Origin of the sequence: Algibacter agarivorans (assembly GCF_039543245.1) — a bacterium.
Taxonomy (GTDB): Bacteria; Bacteroidota; Bacteroidia; order Flavobacteriales; family Flavobacteriaceae; genus Algibacter_G; species Algibacter_G agarivorans.
Map to the genome: position 1 here is coordinate 39,560 of NZ_BAABJJ010000007.1, position 15,183 is coordinate 54,742.

At 32.8% G+C, this 15,183-nt stretch carries 16 protein-coding genes; 9 read left to right on the plus strand and 7 right to left on the minus strand.

The features are described 5' to 3' along the window. Positions 1–66 precede the first annotated feature (66 nt). Entirely contained in the window at positions 67–1,320 is a 1,254-nt protein-coding gene (locus ABD935_RS02335; protein WP_345189944.1) for a hypothetical protein, read from the minus strand. Positions 1,321–1,635: 315 nt separating this feature from the next. On the opposite strand from ABD935_RS02335, the gene ABD935_RS02340 reads away from it, so the two are divergent. Further along, positions 1,636–2,373 carry a hypothetical protein gene (locus ABD935_RS02340; protein ID WP_345189945.1) on the plus strand — a complete coding sequence of 246 codons (738 nt, stop codon included), beginning with the start codon at positions 1,636–1,638 and terminating at the stop codon, positions 2,371–2,373. A 190-nt stretch (positions 2,374–2,563) separates the two neighbouring features. Continuing rightward, on the plus strand, positions 2,564–3,664 hold the full coding sequence (locus tag ABD935_RS02345; protein ID WP_345189946.1) for a DUF3667 domain-containing protein: 1,101 nt from the start codon (positions 2,564–2,566) through the stop codon (positions 3,662–3,664). A gap of 136 nt (positions 3,665–3,800) precedes the next feature. Here ABD935_RS02345 and uvrA read toward each other — a convergent pair whose 3' ends face one another. Further along, complete coding sequence (gene uvrA, locus ABD935_RS02350; RefSeq protein WP_345189947.1) at positions 3,801–6,587, minus strand: excinuclease ABC subunit UvrA; 2,787 nt, start codon at positions 6,585–6,587, stop codon at positions 3,801–3,803. A gap of 235 nt (positions 6,588–6,822) precedes the next feature. Here uvrA and ABD935_RS02355 point away from each other — a divergent pair, with 235 nt between their 5' ends. Beyond that, on the plus strand, positions 6,823–7,407 hold the full coding sequence (locus ABD935_RS02355; protein ID WP_345189948.1) for an RNA polymerase sigma factor: 585 nt from the start codon (positions 6,823–6,825) through the stop codon (positions 7,405–7,407). 57 nt (positions 7,408–7,464) lie between these two features. Beyond that, positions 7,465–7,611, plus strand: coding sequence for a hypothetical protein (locus tag ABD935_RS02360; protein WP_345189949.1), 147 nt, complete (start codon positions 7,465–7,467; stop codon positions 7,609–7,611). A 33-nt stretch (positions 7,612–7,644) separates the two neighbouring features. On the opposite strand, the gene ABD935_RS02365 is transcribed toward ABD935_RS02360, so the two are convergent. After that, complete coding sequence (locus tag ABD935_RS02365) at positions 7,645–8,304, minus strand: endonuclease III domain-containing protein (protein WP_345189950.1); 660 nt, start codon at positions 8,302–8,304, stop codon at positions 7,645–7,647. A 36-nt stretch (positions 8,305–8,340) separates the two neighbouring features. Between ABD935_RS02365 and bcp the strand changes: the two genes are divergently transcribed. Next, the gene (gene bcp, locus ABD935_RS02370) at positions 8,341–8,796 is read left to right on the plus strand and encodes a thioredoxin-dependent thiol peroxidase (protein WP_345189951.1); all 456 of its coding nucleotides are present in this window, start codon (positions 8,341–8,343) and stop codon (positions 8,794–8,796) included. Between the two features lie 72 nt (positions 8,797–8,868). Here bcp and ABD935_RS02375 read toward each other — a convergent pair whose 3' ends face one another. Then, the gene (locus ABD935_RS02375; RefSeq protein ID WP_345189952.1) at positions 8,869–10,332 is read right to left on the minus strand and encodes a nucleotidyl transferase family protein; all 1,464 of its coding nucleotides are present in this window, start codon (positions 10,330–10,332) and stop codon (positions 8,869–8,871) included. Between the two features lie 95 nt (positions 10,333–10,427). Between ABD935_RS02375 and ABD935_RS02380 the strand changes: the two genes are divergently transcribed. Both ABD935_RS02380 and ABD935_RS02385 read left to right on the plus strand, forming a co-directional pair. Then, positions 10,428–11,189, plus strand: coding sequence for an MBL fold metallo-hydrolase (locus ABD935_RS02380; protein ID WP_345189954.1), 762 nt, complete (start codon positions 10,428–10,430; stop codon positions 11,187–11,189). 10 nt (positions 11,190–11,199) lie between these two features. Next, on the plus strand, positions 11,200–11,700 hold the full coding sequence (locus tag ABD935_RS02385; RefSeq protein WP_345189955.1) for a hydrolase: 501 nt from the start codon (positions 11,200–11,202) through the stop codon (positions 11,698–11,700). A 154-nt stretch (positions 11,701–11,854) separates the two neighbouring features. On the opposite strand, the gene ABD935_RS02390 is transcribed toward ABD935_RS02385, so the two are convergent. Both ABD935_RS02390 and ABD935_RS02395 read right to left on the minus strand, forming a co-directional pair. Beyond that, positions 11,855–12,223: a DNA topoisomerase IV gene (locus ABD935_RS02390; RefSeq protein WP_345189957.1), complete on the minus strand. Its 369-nt coding sequence runs from the start codon at positions 12,221–12,223 to the stop codon at positions 11,855–11,857. 39 nt (positions 12,224–12,262) lie between these two features. Continuing rightward, entirely contained in the window at positions 12,263–12,643 is a 381-nt protein-coding gene (locus ABD935_RS02395) for a helix-turn-helix domain-containing protein (protein WP_345189958.1), read from the minus strand. Positions 12,644–12,935: 292 nt separating this feature from the next. Between ABD935_RS02395 and ABD935_RS02400 the strand changes: the two genes are divergently transcribed. Together ABD935_RS02400 and ABD935_RS02405 are read left to right on the plus strand one after the other, a co-directional pair. After that, positions 12,936–14,081, plus strand: coding sequence for a M14 family zinc carboxypeptidase (locus ABD935_RS02400; protein WP_345189960.1), 1,146 nt, complete (start codon positions 12,936–12,938; stop codon positions 14,079–14,081). Between the two features lie 70 nt (positions 14,082–14,151). Continuing rightward, complete coding sequence (locus ABD935_RS02405) at positions 14,152–14,631, plus strand: Lrp/AsnC family transcriptional regulator (RefSeq protein WP_345189961.1); 480 nt, start codon at positions 14,152–14,154, stop codon at positions 14,629–14,631. A gap of 210 nt (positions 14,632–14,841) precedes the next feature. On the opposite strand, the gene ABD935_RS02410 is transcribed toward ABD935_RS02405, so the two are convergent. Next, on the minus strand, positions 14,842–15,183 hold a 342-nt coding region (locus ABD935_RS02410; RefSeq protein WP_345189963.1), incomplete at its 5' end, for a transposase.

Below are 15,183 nucleotides of genomic sequence, written 5' to 3' on the forward strand. Positions count from 1 at the left end.
AAACCCCGCAACGTAGCTTTGAGGCATACATATTGCAGGGCTTTCTTAACTAACCAACCAAAGTTATTATGATCGTCTTCTTGTCGTCGATCTTGTATTGTTGCTAGAACTACTTCTGTTTTGTGTAGCTCTTGGTTTACTGCTTTGTGTAGACCTAGTAACGGTGCGCTTTTGCGTTGTTCTTGGCTTACTTACAGTGCGTTGTGCTACTTGTGTATTTCTAGTTTTATTATTACTTCTAGTATATGTACGAGAATTTTGTGTTCTTGGTTTTTGAGTAACCGTATTATTTCTGCTTCGGGTTACTGTTTTTGTATTATTACTCGGTCTTGTACTTCTAGTGTTAACGGTCTGTCTTGTTCTTTTAGTATTACTGATTTGAGAATTGTTTCTAGAGGGTGTTCTTGTAACCGTGTTTTCTCGTCTTGAAACGTCTCTTTTTGCTACGGGAGCGCTAGGTCTTGTGTTTTTAGTTGTATTTGTGCTGTTACGTTTTGTAGCTTCTCTATTGACAGTAGAAGACGTTTTTCTTCTATTAGCCGTATTATTATCACGTCTAGTTGTTGTGTTTTTTGCAACGCTTCTTCTGGAATTTGCATTTCTGTTTATTTGCGTAACATTTCTTTTGCTTCTGTTAACGGTTGCATAGCTTCTGTTTCTTGCAATTGTATTACCGTGTCTGCTAGCAATGGCTGTTCTAGGTCTGTAATTGTTATAAAACGGTCTGTTATAGGTGTAACGTACAGGGTTGTAATATTGTCTGTAAGGTCTGTTGTAGACTACACAATAATCATAAGCAGGAATACTATAGAATCTGTGCCACGGTCTGTAAACATAGCCTCTGTTGTATATGTTTATAAATCCAGTATAGTGTGAAAAATTATTATGTCTGTTGTAATATACATTTAGCCCACCAACACGGTTTATATAGCCAAAGTTGTTATAATAGATGTTTACGTTTCCTGCTTGACTAATACGTCCGTAGTAGTCATAATAAATAGGAATGTTCTCTATTTGAATGATAGCACCAAACTCATCGTATTGTACATAAGCATTATAATCGTAGCCAGAATTAAAACTGATATTTGCATTTCTCGACCCAATATTTACACTTAAGCGCGAATTATTTCTGATAATATTAAAATCGAATTGGCCATCTCGGAACACCGAAAACTCAACACCATCTATATTAAATATGAAAGAATTACTATAACCTCCGTAATACGTTGATGTTTCAATAGTGTTAACGTTGGTTGTGTCTGCGTTAACGGTAAATCCTGTAAGAGCTAAACCTGCTAATAAGAATATGTATTTCTTCATAATTATATGTTTTAGGGTGTTATACGATTAGGTAATTACAAACAGCGTGCCAAAAAAAAATCATTAAATATAGATAAGTGGTTTAATCTGGTTTTTAAGGTTGCTTTAAAATATTAATAATAGCATCTGATTTTTTTAAGTTGAAAACTCATAAAATGCTTAAAAACAAGGCGTTTCTTGTTTTGTCTAGTTTTAGTCTAGTTTTATTTGTTAAATTAGGATATATTGATAAGTTAATGTCGAGTTGCGCATATCTCATTTAAATCAATAATAATTTATATTTACTATTATTAATTAACTAAAATATTTAAGATTATGAAAAAAATTACTTTATTCTTTATGATGTTCGGCTTAATGACCAGCACAACATGTCTAACTGCACAGACTTACTATTCTGTTGCTATGAATGGAGGTACCGTTTATGCTTCTAATCCGGGTAGCTTTGCTGGTTATCCTTGGGGTGGTGTTCCTAACTATTCTTTTAATAACTCTAATAGTAGTGGAATAAGCCTTCATATTACAAATTACGATGAAACTAATCCTTCGGTTGGTCCTGAATTATTTATTAATTTCTCTAGAGTTGGTTTTGGAAATGCTCCTCTTAACTGGGGCTCAGATAATAGCACAACTCTTGCCACCTTAACGCCTTCAGATTTTACAGCTGGTGAAGCTACCGTTCTAGTTGATATACCAGCAGGTTATTTACCTGTAGAGTTGACTGCTGATTATGTAGCAGGTTACCTATATATACTTCAAGTTGTAGGTGCTAATCCTTCCGGTGATCAAACATATATTAATTTCGTATCAACCATTGAGGAAGAAATTTTAAGCACAAATGATTTCAATAAAAGTAAATTAGCAGCTTTTTATAATGCAAACCTTGATGCTATTGTTTTTGATAGTAAGATAAGTGGAGATTATTCAATTTATGATTTAACTGGAAGAATGATTACTAAAGGTGCTATTTCTAATGAAATTAGTACGGCTTCTTTAAAAGGAGGGGCTATTTATATTTTATCAACTGAGAGTGGCGTGTTGAAATTTGTGAAATAACAGCACAACAATTAAAATACTTTTAAAAAGGAGCTTTATAAAGCTCCTTTTTTTATATCTAAATATTTGAAATAGTATATGGAATGCAGTATTGTAGATGCCATTACTAAAAACTTTTTGGCTGAACTTGTTTTTGAATAATGTGCCGTTAATTAAAAATCCCTATTTTTATAGAATTCAATCATTTTTAATGAAAAGTAAAACGGAAACTTGTAAAAATTGTGAGCAACAATTCAAGGATAGCTTTAAATTTTGTCCGCATTGTGGGCAACAGGCCAAGGACGAGCTTACTGTTAAAGTGTTGTTTTATAATACGATAAGTAATTATTTTTCGTTTGATGCGCGCTTTTTTAAAAGTTTTCTTCCTCTATTGTTTAAGCCTGGGTATTTAGCAAGTAAATTTATTGAAGGGAAACGCTTGTTATATTTACATCCAGCGCAAATGTATCTGTTTATAGCTGTGGTGTTTTTCTTTTTGTTTTCATTTATTCAACGCAGTCAGGTACAGACCTTAGATGAAAAATTAGCTCAAACTTTTAAAAAAGAAAATGTAGTTGATAACATTTCAGATAAGCGTATTAGAGATTCTATTAAAGCGGTTGAATTAGCAAAACAAAAAACAGAAGATTCCATAGCGCTTGCTGAACTCCGTAAAACCTTAAAAGACAACACCTTTATTCATGGGTTTTCTGAAAAACAAATGGATTCATTAGTAAGTACTGAAGATTTTAGAAATAATGATATTGCTAATTTCGATTTTAATACAAAATCTTTAGATTCTTTAATAGCCTTAGAAGTTCCTGATAATATTCTTTACAAGGAAATGGGAATGAACGATGATGCAGGGGTTTTTAAAAGGCGATTGTATGCTCAAGCATTGAAGTTTTATAGGTCAAGAAAGGGTGGTAGTATCCTTCAAACCTTTTATGATACGATACCTATCGCGATGTTTTTCTTATTGCCGATATTCGCGCTAATTCTTAAAATTTTATATAGAAAACACGGTCTGTATGCGCACCACCTTGTATTTAGTTTCTACTATTTTTCATTCCTCTTTACCGTATTTAGTGTCATTATTGGCGTAAATTTTATTTGGGATGTGCCAGATTGGATTGATTGGCTCGTGTCGCTATCTGTATTTATATATTTATTTATGGCATTGAAGCGATTTTATCAGCAAGGCCGTTTTATGACCTTTTTTAAGACTTGTATAACTACGCTCTTGTTTTTATTGCTTGTTGCGCCATTAACAGTAGTTATTCTAGGAGTATTTGCGTTTATGTTTTATTGATATTTAAAATTAATTTGGATGCAAATGTATGTTGGGTTTGCGTTAGGGATTGAACGGCTTGTTTGAGCTTGCCGACGATAGGAGGAAGCGAGTAGTGAAAGCCCGACCCTTGGGTAACGCCCAAATAATTTTAATATTATTGAATCTTATCGTTTAAATATTTCCCTGTTTCAGAAGTTTTAATTTTTACAATTTCCTCGGGAGTTCCTACGGCAACTAGGCTTCCCCCATATTCACCTCCGGTAGGACCAAGGTCAATAATATAATCTGCACATTTTATAAGTTCTAGATTGTGTTCTACAACAATAATAGAATGTCCTTTTTCGATCAACGCATTAAATGATTTTAATAGCTTTTGAATATCATGAAAATGAAGCCCTGTAGTGGGTTCGTCAAAAATAAAAAGGGCTTTATCTTTATTGTTCCCTTTTCCTAAAAAAGTTGCTAACTTAATACGCTGGGCTTCTCCACCGGAAAGGGTAGAAGAGCTTTGCCCTAAAGTAACATAACCTAAACCAACATCTTGTAAGGGCTGTAGTTTCGTTTTTATTTTAGTTTGTTGGTTAGCATCAAAAAATGCAACAGCGTCATCAATAGTTAGGTTTAAAATATCGTCAATACTTTTGCCGGCATAAGTGACTTCTAGAACTTCTTTTTTAAAGCGTTTGCCTTTGCAAGTTTCACATTCCAAATGTACATCTGCCATAAATTGCATTTCAATGGTTACTTCACCTTCACCTTTACAAGTCTCACAACGTCCGCCATCTACGTTAAAAGAAAAATGCTTTGCTTGGTAGTTTCTAATCGCGCTTAATTTCTGTTTAGAATATAAGGCACGAATATCATCGTAGGCTTTAATATAGGTTACTGGATTAGAACGAGACGACCGTCCAATAGGATTTTGATCTACAAATTCAATATGATTAACAATACTAAAATTACCTTCTAAAGCTGTGAACTGTCCTGGTTTATCTCCAAAATCGGTCAATTTCTTTTGCAAAGCAGGAAATAAAATCTTTTTGACTAGGGTGCTTTTTCCACTTCCTGAAACACCGGTAATTATAGTTAACATGCCCAATGGAAAACTAACGTCAATATTTTTTAAGTTGTTTTCTCTAGCTCCAATAATATCAACACTGTATTTTGAAGTTCTTCTAATTCCTGGAACTTCAATTTTCAGTTCTTCATTTAAATATTTTGCGGTTAAAGATTCTGATGCTAAAATATCTGCGTAAGTACCTTCCGCAACTACGTGACCTCCAAAAGTTCCTGCTTCTGGTCCAATATCTATAATGTAATCGGCGGCTTTCATAATATCTTCGTCATGTTCAACCACAATAACTGTATTGCCTAAATCCCGTAAAGATTTTAAAACGGATATTAAACGCTCCGTGTCTTTTGGGTGTAGACCAATACTAGGTTCGTCTAAAATATACATAGAGCCAACTAAGCTACTGCCTAAAGAGGTTGCAAGGTTTATACGCTGACTTTCGCCACCAGAAAGTGTATTCGACTTTCTGTTTAATGTTAAATAATCTAAGCCAACATTAGCAAGAAATGACAATCTATTATTGATTTCCTTTAATAGTCTATCGGCAATTTTCGTGTCGTAATCGTTTAATTCCAATTGTTTGAAAAAACTGGTCAATTTGTCCAAAGGCATTTCAACTAAATCCGTAATAGTGGAGTTAGCGATTTTCACATAATTGGCTTCAATGCGCAAGCGTTTACCATCACAGGCTTTGCATTTGGTTTTTCCGCGGTACCGTGATAACATGACCCGGTTTTGAATTTTATAAGCTTTCGATTCTAATTCAGTAAAAAATGAATTTAATCCTTCAAAATATTCATTTCCAGTCCAAACAAGCTGTTTTTGAGCATCACTCAACTCAAAATAAGGTTTGTGAATAGGGAAATCAAACTTATGCGAATTATTTACCAATTGGTCTTTATACCAACTCATACTTTCTCCACGCCATGGAAAAATGGCACTTTCATAGACTGAAAGCCCCGTGTTTGGAATCACTAAATCATCATCAATACCAATAATATCGCCATAACCTTCACACTTAGGGCAAGCACCATAAGGGTTGTTAAAGCTGAATAAATGAACATTAGGTTCTAAAAAATTAATACCATCTAATTCAAATTTATTACTAAAAGGCCGTTGTTTCTTATCGCTTAGCGTTTCAATAATACATTCACCTTTACCTTCAAAAAAAGCTGTTTGTATGGCATCTGCTAATCTATTATAAAAGTCTTCTTCGTTTTTAGTAATAACTCTATCGACGACTAGTAATATGTTGTCTTTTTTGTTAATAGCTTCTAATTCATCAATTCTAACTACCGAATCATTCACTTTAATCCTAGCATAGCCCTGTTGTTGTAATGCATTTAGCTTGTCTTCAATAGTTCGTCCTTCTTCTAAATAAATAGGAGCGAGGAGTAGTAGTTTTTCACCTTCGGGAAACGTTTTTAAATAATTTAAAACGTCTGTAACGGTATTTTTTTTAACTTCTACTCCAGAGACAGGAGAATATGTTTTGCCAATTCTAGCAAATAATAATTTTAAGTAATCGTAAATTTCAGTAGTCGTGCCAACGGTTGAGCGTGGATTAGTGGAGTTTACTTTTTGCTCAATAGCAATAGCAGGAGCAATGCCTTTTATGTAATCTACTTTGGGTTTGTTAAGCCTGCCTAAAAACTGACGCGCATAACTCGATAGGCTTTCAACATAGCGTCTTTGTCCTTCTGCGTAAAGTGTGTCAAACGCTAAACTGGATTTTCCAGAACCAGATAAACCAGTTATTACTACTAATTTGTTTCTTGGTATAACAACATCAATATTTTTTAAGTTATGCAATTTTGCACCTTTTATAATGATGTTTTCTTTTGGGTTTACTTCGGAAATATTAGTATTCATAAGCTTTTAAAGGGAGTGGTTTTGCAAAGATACTATAAGTAAATGAACCTGAAAAGTACATTATTGTTCAATAAAATGTTAAAAAAGATGTTATTTTTTGCATTTTAGGAATGATTGTTGTTATCTTTGATAAGATATAGCTATTAAATAAACTCTCGCCTATACGCAGAAAATTACTTTTAAACACTTAACCCCAAGCAAAGAAGCCCTCTTCTATGCGCTAAAAGTAATTATTATGCAACACGAAATTATCACGGATGCTACTTTGGTTAGCAATTACATTAAAGGAGATGAAGGCGCTTTAGAGACACTCATCATTAGGCACAAGCAAAAAATTTACAGTTTTATTTATTCAAAAGTATATGACAGAGATGTTGCTGAAGATATTTTTCAGGATACTTTTATAAAAGTGATTCGCACGCTTAAACGTGGTGCTTATAACGAAGAAGGCAAGTTCTTGCCTTGGGTTATGCGTATTTCGCATAATCTGGTCATTGATTTTTTTAGAAAAAATAATCGTATGCCAAAATTTGATAATACTGGTGAGTTTAGTATTTTTTCTGTGTTAAGCGATAGTAGTTTAAATGCTGAAAAAGCTATTATTAAAGAGCAGGTTGAAAATGATGTTAGACGATTAGTTGATGAGCTTCCCGAAGATCAAAAGGAAGTATTAATGATGCGCATATATAAGGATATGAGTTTTAAAGAAATATCTGAAAGAACTGGCGTTAGTATCAATACGGCTCTAGGGCGAATGCGTTATGCTTTAATTAATTTGCGTAAGATTATAGATAAGCACAATATTGTTTTAACAAATTAGTACAATAAAGTAAATTTTGCTGCGTTAATGGTTTAAATAATCCCTTAACTTAAAATAATGGCAAAAATTTACTCTGAAAATTCTATTAAAAAAGTAGATAATCTTAATCCGAAAGAAGAAACGGTTAGTTTTCTTCTAAATTACTCTAAGGCTTTAAGTGTAATTACTTGTAATGAGTTGAAGTTTGAAACACTTCTAAATTAAGTTTCTTGAAAAGTCCTAATACATGTTATTTTATTAGGACTTTTTGTTTTTAAAGAAGTCTTGAATTACCGATTGCCTTCCAATGGTTTTTGTGATAATATCTTTGTCTAAATCCCAGCCTCTTGCAGGCGAATATTGACGTCCGTACCAAATAATTTGAAGGTGTAAATCGTTCCATAATTCTTTTGGAAATAATCGCTTTGCGTCTTTTTCAGTTTGCACAACGTTTTTACCATTACTTAAATTCCACCGATACATTAGTCTGTGAATATGGGTGTCCACAGGAAATGCAGGAACTCCAAAAGCTTGCGACATGACCACGCTAGCTGTTTTGTGTCCAACCGCAGGGAATTCTTCTAAAGCTTCAAAACTTTGCGGTACTTTGCCATTATGTTTTTCAATAAGTATTTTTGATAAACCATAAATACCTTTGCTCTTCATGGGAGATAATCCAACAGGCTTTATGATTTCTCGAATTTCTTCAACACTAAGCTTTATCATGTCATAAGGGTTATCTGCTCTTTCAAATAGTAATGGTGTTATTTTGTTGACTCTAACATCTGTACTTTGAGCAGACATTAATACAGCAATAAGTAAAGTATAGGGGTCTTTATGGTCTAAAGGGATAGGGATTTCTGGGTAAAGTTTGTAAAGCGTATTAATAACAAAGTTAACCTTCTCTTTTTTAGTCATAAATTGTATTTTTGGTAAAAACTCAAAGTTAAGACTATGAACACACTAAAACAAGGTGATGCTGTGCCTAATTTTACGGCAAAAGACGAACAAGGAAATACTATATCATTAAGTGATTACAAAGGAAAAAAGCTAGTTGTATTTTTTTATCCAAAGGCAAGCACTCCGGGCTGTACTGTGGAGGCTTGCAATTTAAGAGATAACTATAAGGAGTTGCAAGCTCAAGGTTATGAACTATTAGGTGTTAGTGCAGATTCAGCAAAGCGACAATCTAATTTTAAAAATAAATATGAATTTCCTTTTCCGCTTTTAGCAGATGAAGATAAAACTGTAATTAATGCCTTTGGCGTTTGGGGACCAAAAAAGTTTATGGGTAGGGAGTATGATGGTATCCATAGAATGACTTTTTTAATAGATAAAAACGGTGTTGTGGATCGTGTTATTGAAAAAGTAAAAACTAAAGATCATGCTGCTCAGATATTAGAGAAGTGAAGTTTGGTCATAATAAAAAAGCAGGTTGTTCTATTAAGAACAACCTGCTTTTTTATTAGATGAAGTGATAAATTATTTTCTTTTTCTACTTAAAGTTAAAGGTTTTCTGGTGTAGCCAAATAAGCGGTAATCTTTAATTAATTCTGCTGTTCCTTCTGGTACCATCTCTTCCCAGCCGCGTTGACCATCCAAAATCATTTGTAATATTTCACGCGAGAAAATATTCATGATACTTTCATCGTAATCTTTTATATCAATAACTTTTCCGTTATATTTGAAGAATTTGTACAATTCTTTCATACGAGGATATACTTTTAAGTTTTCACTAGTGATTAACTCGCCGGTTTCAAGATCCTTCATTGGGTATAGGTATACCTTTAAATCCTTAAAGAATAATTTTCCAAAGGCCTCAAGAATACCGCCGCTTATGTGTCGGTAATATTTCTCATCAAAAATATCGATTAAATTACTAACACCCATGGCTAATCCCATTCTTGCTTTGGTGTAATTAGAGAAGTATTCAACGACTTTAAAATATTCCTGAAAATTAGAAATCATTACAGATTGCCCTAATGAACACAGTAAATCTGCTCTGTCAATAAAATCTTGTTCATCAATTTCACCTTCAGCTCTTAAATTCGATAGGGTGATTTCAAAAACCACCACGGTTTTATCAACATCAACCTTGTTCTCTTTAATAAACATTTCATATGATTTCTCATACATAGCCATATTTACCCTAGTTACAGGTCTAAAACTACCACGCAAGGCTAAAATGTTTTTCTTATAAAATACTTTTGCTGGCAATACATTTGTGCCATCTGGTCCAAACATTACCGCATCTGTCATGCCGTTTTTAACCAATTGCAGACTCATTAATCGATTGTCAATATTTTTAAAAACAGGACCAGAAAAATTAATGGTGTCAATTTCTAATTGGTCATTGTCTAAATGGTCATATAAATAGCGTAGCAACTTTTTAGGTTCATTGTACTTGTAAAAGGCACCATAAATTAGGTTTGTACCAAGTACACCAAGGGTTTCTTGTTGCAAACGCGCATCTGTTTCTTTAAAACGTAAATGTAAAATGATTTCGTTGTAATCACCAGTAGCTTCTACCTGGTACTTAATTCCAACCCAACCATGGCCTTTAAATTGTTTAGCAAAGTCAATGGTGGCAACGGTATTAGCATAAGTAAAAAATATTTTATTTGGGTTTTTTTCACGAGTTAACCTGTTTTCCATAAGGTCCATTTCATGAATAAGCATTTTGCGCAAACGAGCTTCCGTTACGTAGCGTCCGTCATCTTCTGCTCCATAAATGGCATCACTGAAGTCTTTGTCGTATGCAGACATGGCTTTAGCAATAGTGCCAGAAGCGCCACCAGCCCTAAAGAAGTGTCTAGCGGTTTCTTGTCCTGCGCCAATTTCGGCAAATGACCCGTAAATATTTGCATTAAGATTAATTTTCAGTGCCTTAGATTTTAATGATGGGATATCATCAAATTCTTTGTCTCCTTTTATGGTAATTTCCATGTCAATTATAGGTTATAGCTAATAATGACAAAGGTATCAAATAAGTAAGGCAAACAAAAAAATAAGCTTATTTTTGTGTAAAACTTTACTTAAGATTGAAAATTACTTTTCTAGGCACTGGTACATCTCAAGGGATTCCGATTATTGGAAGCAAACACCCTGTTTGTTTGAGTGCAAATCCAAAAGATAAACGCTTGCGGGTCTCTATTTTAGTGGAGTGGGATAATTTTACTTACGTTGTAGACTGCGGTCCGGATTTTAGATATCAAATGCTAAGGTCGAAATGTGTAAAAATTGACGGCATTATTTTTACACATGAACATTCCGATCATGTGTTAGGATTTGATGACATCAGGCCTTTTTATTACATGCAAGGCGATATTTCAATTTATGCTCATAAGAGGGTGTTGAAAGCATTGAACAAGCGATTTGATTATGTTTTCAAAACTAAAAACAGATACCCAGGAGCTCCAACGGTTATAACTAATCGTGTTAAGAATGAACCTTTTATGTTGAATGATTTGGAGGTGGTTCCTATAAATGGGAAGCATGATGAATTACAGGTTTTTGGATATAGGTTTAATGATTTTGCGTATTTAACCGATATGAAAACCATTAAAAACAAAGAGGTTGAAAAGCTGAAAGATGTTAAGGTTTTGGTTGTAAATGCATTGCGTTTAAAGCCACATCAGTCACATTTTAATTTAGAAGAAGCCTTAGAATTTATTAGTAAAGTAAATCCTGAAACTGCTTATTTAACCCATATTAGCCATTTATTAGGGTTTCATGAAGATGTTGAAAAGTCATTGCCCGAAAATGTTTTTTTAGCCTATGATGGTTTGCAGCTAACAATTTAAATTTTAAAAAATGAAGTCAAGAATTTTAATGTATTTGTTTGTATTCTCCATATTACTTGTGTTATTCCAGTATGTAAATGCTAAGCGCGTATTTGAAGACATGGATAATAAATTGATTGGGTATAAAACGCAATTAGAAAAATATAAAGATTCAGTGGCGGGTTTGCAAAATGATATAGCAGAAGTGTCTCATTTTAATTTGGATAGAAACGAAGATGCTATTAGTTATTTTGAAAATGAAGGGTATAACGTTGATGAATTAATCCCTTTTATTAAAGATGAACTTTACAAGTTAAACGAAGCTAAAGGCGACCATCCCATAGTGCCTTATGCGGCTAGTGAGGGCAGAAAGATGCTCATTAACACCGTGAAAATGCTAAACCATAAATGGATTATTGCCGATTTTTCGGATGGTGAATATTGGGGGGAGATTTTTTTAACCTATCAAATCACTGAAGGTAAACAGCTTAAATTCAACTTGGTAGAGTCTTTTTTGTATCCGTTTGATTAGTTTTTTTAGCCGCGAATTCACGAATGGTCCAGTTTTAAAATTTGGGATTGTCATATATCGCCAATAAAAATCTTTCAGATTTATTGAAATCTTGAAAATCCCTAAGTTTATAGTGCGGAGCATGTTTAGTGGGATAATCAAAATTGCAACTGAATTATTCAACCTTGTAAGCAATACCTTTTTGTTTTTTTGTTTCGCCTACATACGAGTATTCATAAGTATATGAGGAGTCTGTTGTCGTCAGTATTTTTAAATGAATATCTTTTCGTTCTGCCATATTCTTTGGGTTGATGGTTTTGAAAATGACTTCGCAATCGTTTATCCATCGAAGATAAGATGAATCTGTTTTATTGTTATAAACTTCAACCTGTAAATTTTCGCTTCTTTTAAAAGAAGACTTAAACAGTTCATCATTTATAACAACTTCACTGTAGTATTCACCAGTTTTGTAGTCTTTACAGTTTCTGGTGGTTTCATAACAACTAAAAAGACTTAATAGTATAAGAAGGGCTAAAATTCGCATAAAATAATATTGAACAGCAAAACTACTAAAAGAATACCTTTAATTATTGAAATTTTTAAAACTTCCATCAGAATAAAAAATAACAATGCGTTCAATGGTTTTATTTTCCTTCATTTCGGATTTTATTATATGGTCGGTTGTGGGCGGAATGATTTCTTTTTTTGTTGGCGAGTTGATTTTTACAGATTTATTCTCAGAAGGAAATTGGCCTTTACCATTAAACAGCCAATATAAATCGACCTCAGGAAATGCCGAAAGTACTTTCAAAACAAAATCTAAACTTGGTTTGTTTCTTCCGGATAGAATATGAGAAATACTTGAACGCTGCACGCCAATCTTTTCGGCAAAGGAGGAGGCAGATTCACCGTAGTAATCCATCACTTTGTGTAAGCGTTTTATAAAATCTTCAGTGTTTATCATTGTAAATTGGTATAGCGGCTATTTTGATTTACAAATGTAACAATATAACTTTAAAAACAGAATTTTATTATGTTTAAGCTTTTAAAAATTTTAAATAGAAACTTTATTTAGAACATGTTAATCATATAGTTTATAGTAATTTATGTATTATTTTATTTTGTTTAATAAAATTTAGATTCAAAAAAGCAACCTCGCGATATGTTTTGTATACGACTGTAAACAAATCCTTGATTTTAACTGTTTACATTTGTAAATTAGTAATTGTTTACATTTGTGACATAAAAATATTAGCATGCAAATTGAGTATATAAAATCATTATTTTTAAAGCATAAGGAAACCAGCTTGTTTAATCGTTATATAACGAATAAAGACATAGAGCCTTTACTAGGTAATTTAAGCAAATGTGCAGTTGTTGAAATTATTGGTAAATCTGTTTTAAACGATTCTATTTATGGATTAAAAATTGGTAATGGAAAAAAAAGGGTTTTAATGTGGTCACAGATGCATGGAAATGAATCAACAACTACCAAGGCTTTATTTGACCTATTAAACTCCTTACTGGATGATGATGAAAAGCTGAAATACATTTTAGACGCTTGTACATTGTATATTATACCCATATTAAATCCAGATGGCGCAAAGGCTTACACGCGTATAAATGCTAATCAGGTAGATTTAAATAGAGATGCTCAAGACTTGTCGCAACCAGAAAGCAAGGTTTTAAAATCGGTTTTTAAAACGTTTAAGCCTCATTTTTGTTATAATCTGCATGGGCAACGCACAATTTTTAGCGCAGGAAGCACAAATAAATTGGCAACAGTATCTTTTTTAGCTCCAGCACAAGATGAAGCATGCACGATAACCCCAAATAGAAAAATCGCCATGGAGCTTATTGGCGTTATGAATGAAACTTTGCAAGACGTAATTCCAAACCAAATTGGGGTGTATGACGATGCTTTTAACTTAAATTGTGTTGGAGATACCTTTCAAAGTGAAAATGTACCAACCATTCTGTTTGAAGCTGGGCATTATCCTAACGACTATGAACGTGAAAATACGCGCGAGCTTATTTATATGTCATATATCTCTTCATTGGACTATATTTCTAAAACGGATATAAAAGGCGATAACTTCGAAGCCTATTTAAAAATTCCGGAAAACGACAAGTGTTTTTTGGATGTTATTATCAGAAACGCAAAAATTGATGAAACATTAGTTGATATTGGTATTCAATATCAAGAAAAATTGGTTGACAATAAAGTAGAATTCATCCCAAAAGTTGTTAAAACACAAAAATTAGAAAAACTTTTTGGACATAGAGAAATTGATGCTAGTGGTTTTGAAGTTTTTAATAGTGATGGACAATTATTGGAAAAAGACCACGAAAACGTTTTCGTAATATTAAATAATGAGAAAATCTCATTATTACCGAAATAAAACGTATCTAAAATGTGTTATTATTAATGAAAATGTATTAATTTCGCTTTTTATTTAAGAATAATTAATTATGGGGAAAATCAAATTAGACGAAATCGATCATCAAATTCTTGATATGTTAATCGACAACACAAGAATTCCGTTTACAGACATTGCTAAAAAATTATTAATCTCGGCAGGTACCGTTCATGTACGTGTTAAAAAAATGGAAGAGTCAGGAATAATAAGAGGGTCTTCATTGATGTTGGATTATAAAAAACTTGGCTACTCATTTATAGCCTATGTTGGAGTGTATTTAAACAATACCTCTCAAACAAAATTTGTTTTAGAGCGTATAAATGAAATACCTTTTGTTACTGTGGCACATATTACAACTGGGAAGTTTAATATTTTTTGTAAAATTAGAGCGAGAAGTACTGAGCATGCTAAAGAAGTAATCTTTTTACTAGACGATATTGAAGGCGTTTATAGAACTGAAACAATGATTTCTTTAGAAGAAAGCATTAACGATAAAAAGCGTTTGATGCATTCAATTTTTAATGACATGTAGATTTATTTTTTACAATTATATAAAAAAGGCCCTTTTTAAGGGCTTTTTTTATACAAAATGTTTTAGTTCAGTAGTTCTTGTTTGCTTTAAAAATTTTATTTTTTTTTAGGAACCTTGTTTTTATATCTCAAATCAATCCTGTCCTAAATAAATTTTGGACACACTAAATCTAACCATTTTACTGGTTTATTTCATTGCTTTTACTAAATTTCAAAAAAGAACCCCTTGCACATACTTGTTTGGCGGAGGTTGTTCCTTTGCAAATGGATTATCGAGCCATTTGTGCAGGTCTACTTTAACAAAAAGATTAAGTCTGATAAAAGCTACTAAATTTGATAAATACCAAGCATGTTTGGCCTGTGTTTTTAGTGCTTTTAGGATGAGAATAGTTATAAGTGCTGTCCAAATCTGTATCATAACCGCATTTTGGCTCGTTCCGATAAAAGACTTTATGTGCAGCTGTTGTTTTATATCCCTGAAAAATATTTCTACTTCCCATCTAGCTTTGTAGAGTTCGGTTATGGTGTTTGCTGTCCAAGACATTTGATTTGT

Excerpts from the sequence above, each read along its gene's own strand:
- ABD935_RS02360 (WP_345189949.1), top strand. The coding sequence starts at position 7,465 with ATGGCAAAAATTTACTCTGAAAATTCTATTAAAAAAGTAGATAATCTT.
- ABD935_RS02340 (WP_345189945.1), top strand. The coding sequence starts at position 1,636 with ATGAAAAAAATTACTTTATTCTTTATGATGTTCGGCTTAATGACCAGC.
- uvrA (WP_345189947.1), bottom strand. The coding sequence starts at position 6,587 with ATGAATACTAATATTTCCGAAGTAAACCCAAAAGAAAACATCATTATA.
- ABD935_RS02345 (WP_345189946.1), top strand. The coding sequence starts at position 2,564 with ATGAAAAGTAAAACGGAAACTTGTAAAAATTGTGAGCAACAATTCAAG.
- ABD935_RS02375 (WP_345189952.1), bottom strand. The coding sequence starts at position 10,332 with ATGGAAATTACCATAAAAGGAGACAAAGAATTTGATGATATCCCATCA.
- bcp (WP_345189951.1), top strand. The coding sequence starts at position 8,341 with ATGAACACACTAAAACAAGGTGATGCTGTGCCTAATTTTACGGCAAAA.
- ABD935_RS02335 (WP_345189944.1), bottom strand. The coding sequence starts at position 1,320 with ATGAAGAAATACATATTCTTATTAGCAGGTTTAGCTCTTACAGGATTT.
- ABD935_RS02390 (WP_345189957.1), bottom strand. The coding sequence starts at position 12,223 with ATGCGAATTTTAGCCCTTCTTATACTATTAAGTCTTTTTAGTTGTTAT.
- ABD935_RS02395 (WP_345189958.1), bottom strand. The coding sequence starts at position 12,643 with ATGATAAACACTGAAGATTTTATAAAACGCTTACACAAAGTGATGGAT.
- ABD935_RS02365 (WP_345189950.1), bottom strand. The coding sequence starts at position 8,304 with ATGACTAAAAAAGAGAAGGTTAACTTTGTTATTAATACGCTTTACAAA.
- ABD935_RS02400 (WP_345189960.1), top strand. The coding sequence starts at position 12,936 with ATGCAAATTGAGTATATAAAATCATTATTTTTAAAGCATAAGGAAACC.
- ABD935_RS02385 (WP_345189955.1), top strand. The coding sequence starts at position 11,200 with ATGAAGTCAAGAATTTTAATGTATTTGTTTGTATTCTCCATATTACTT.
- ABD935_RS02405 (WP_345189961.1), top strand. The coding sequence starts at position 14,152 with ATGGGGAAAATCAAATTAGACGAAATCGATCATCAAATTCTTGATATG.
- ABD935_RS02355 (WP_345189948.1), top strand. The coding sequence starts at position 6,823 with ATGCAACACGAAATTATCACGGATGCTACTTTGGTTAGCAATTACATT.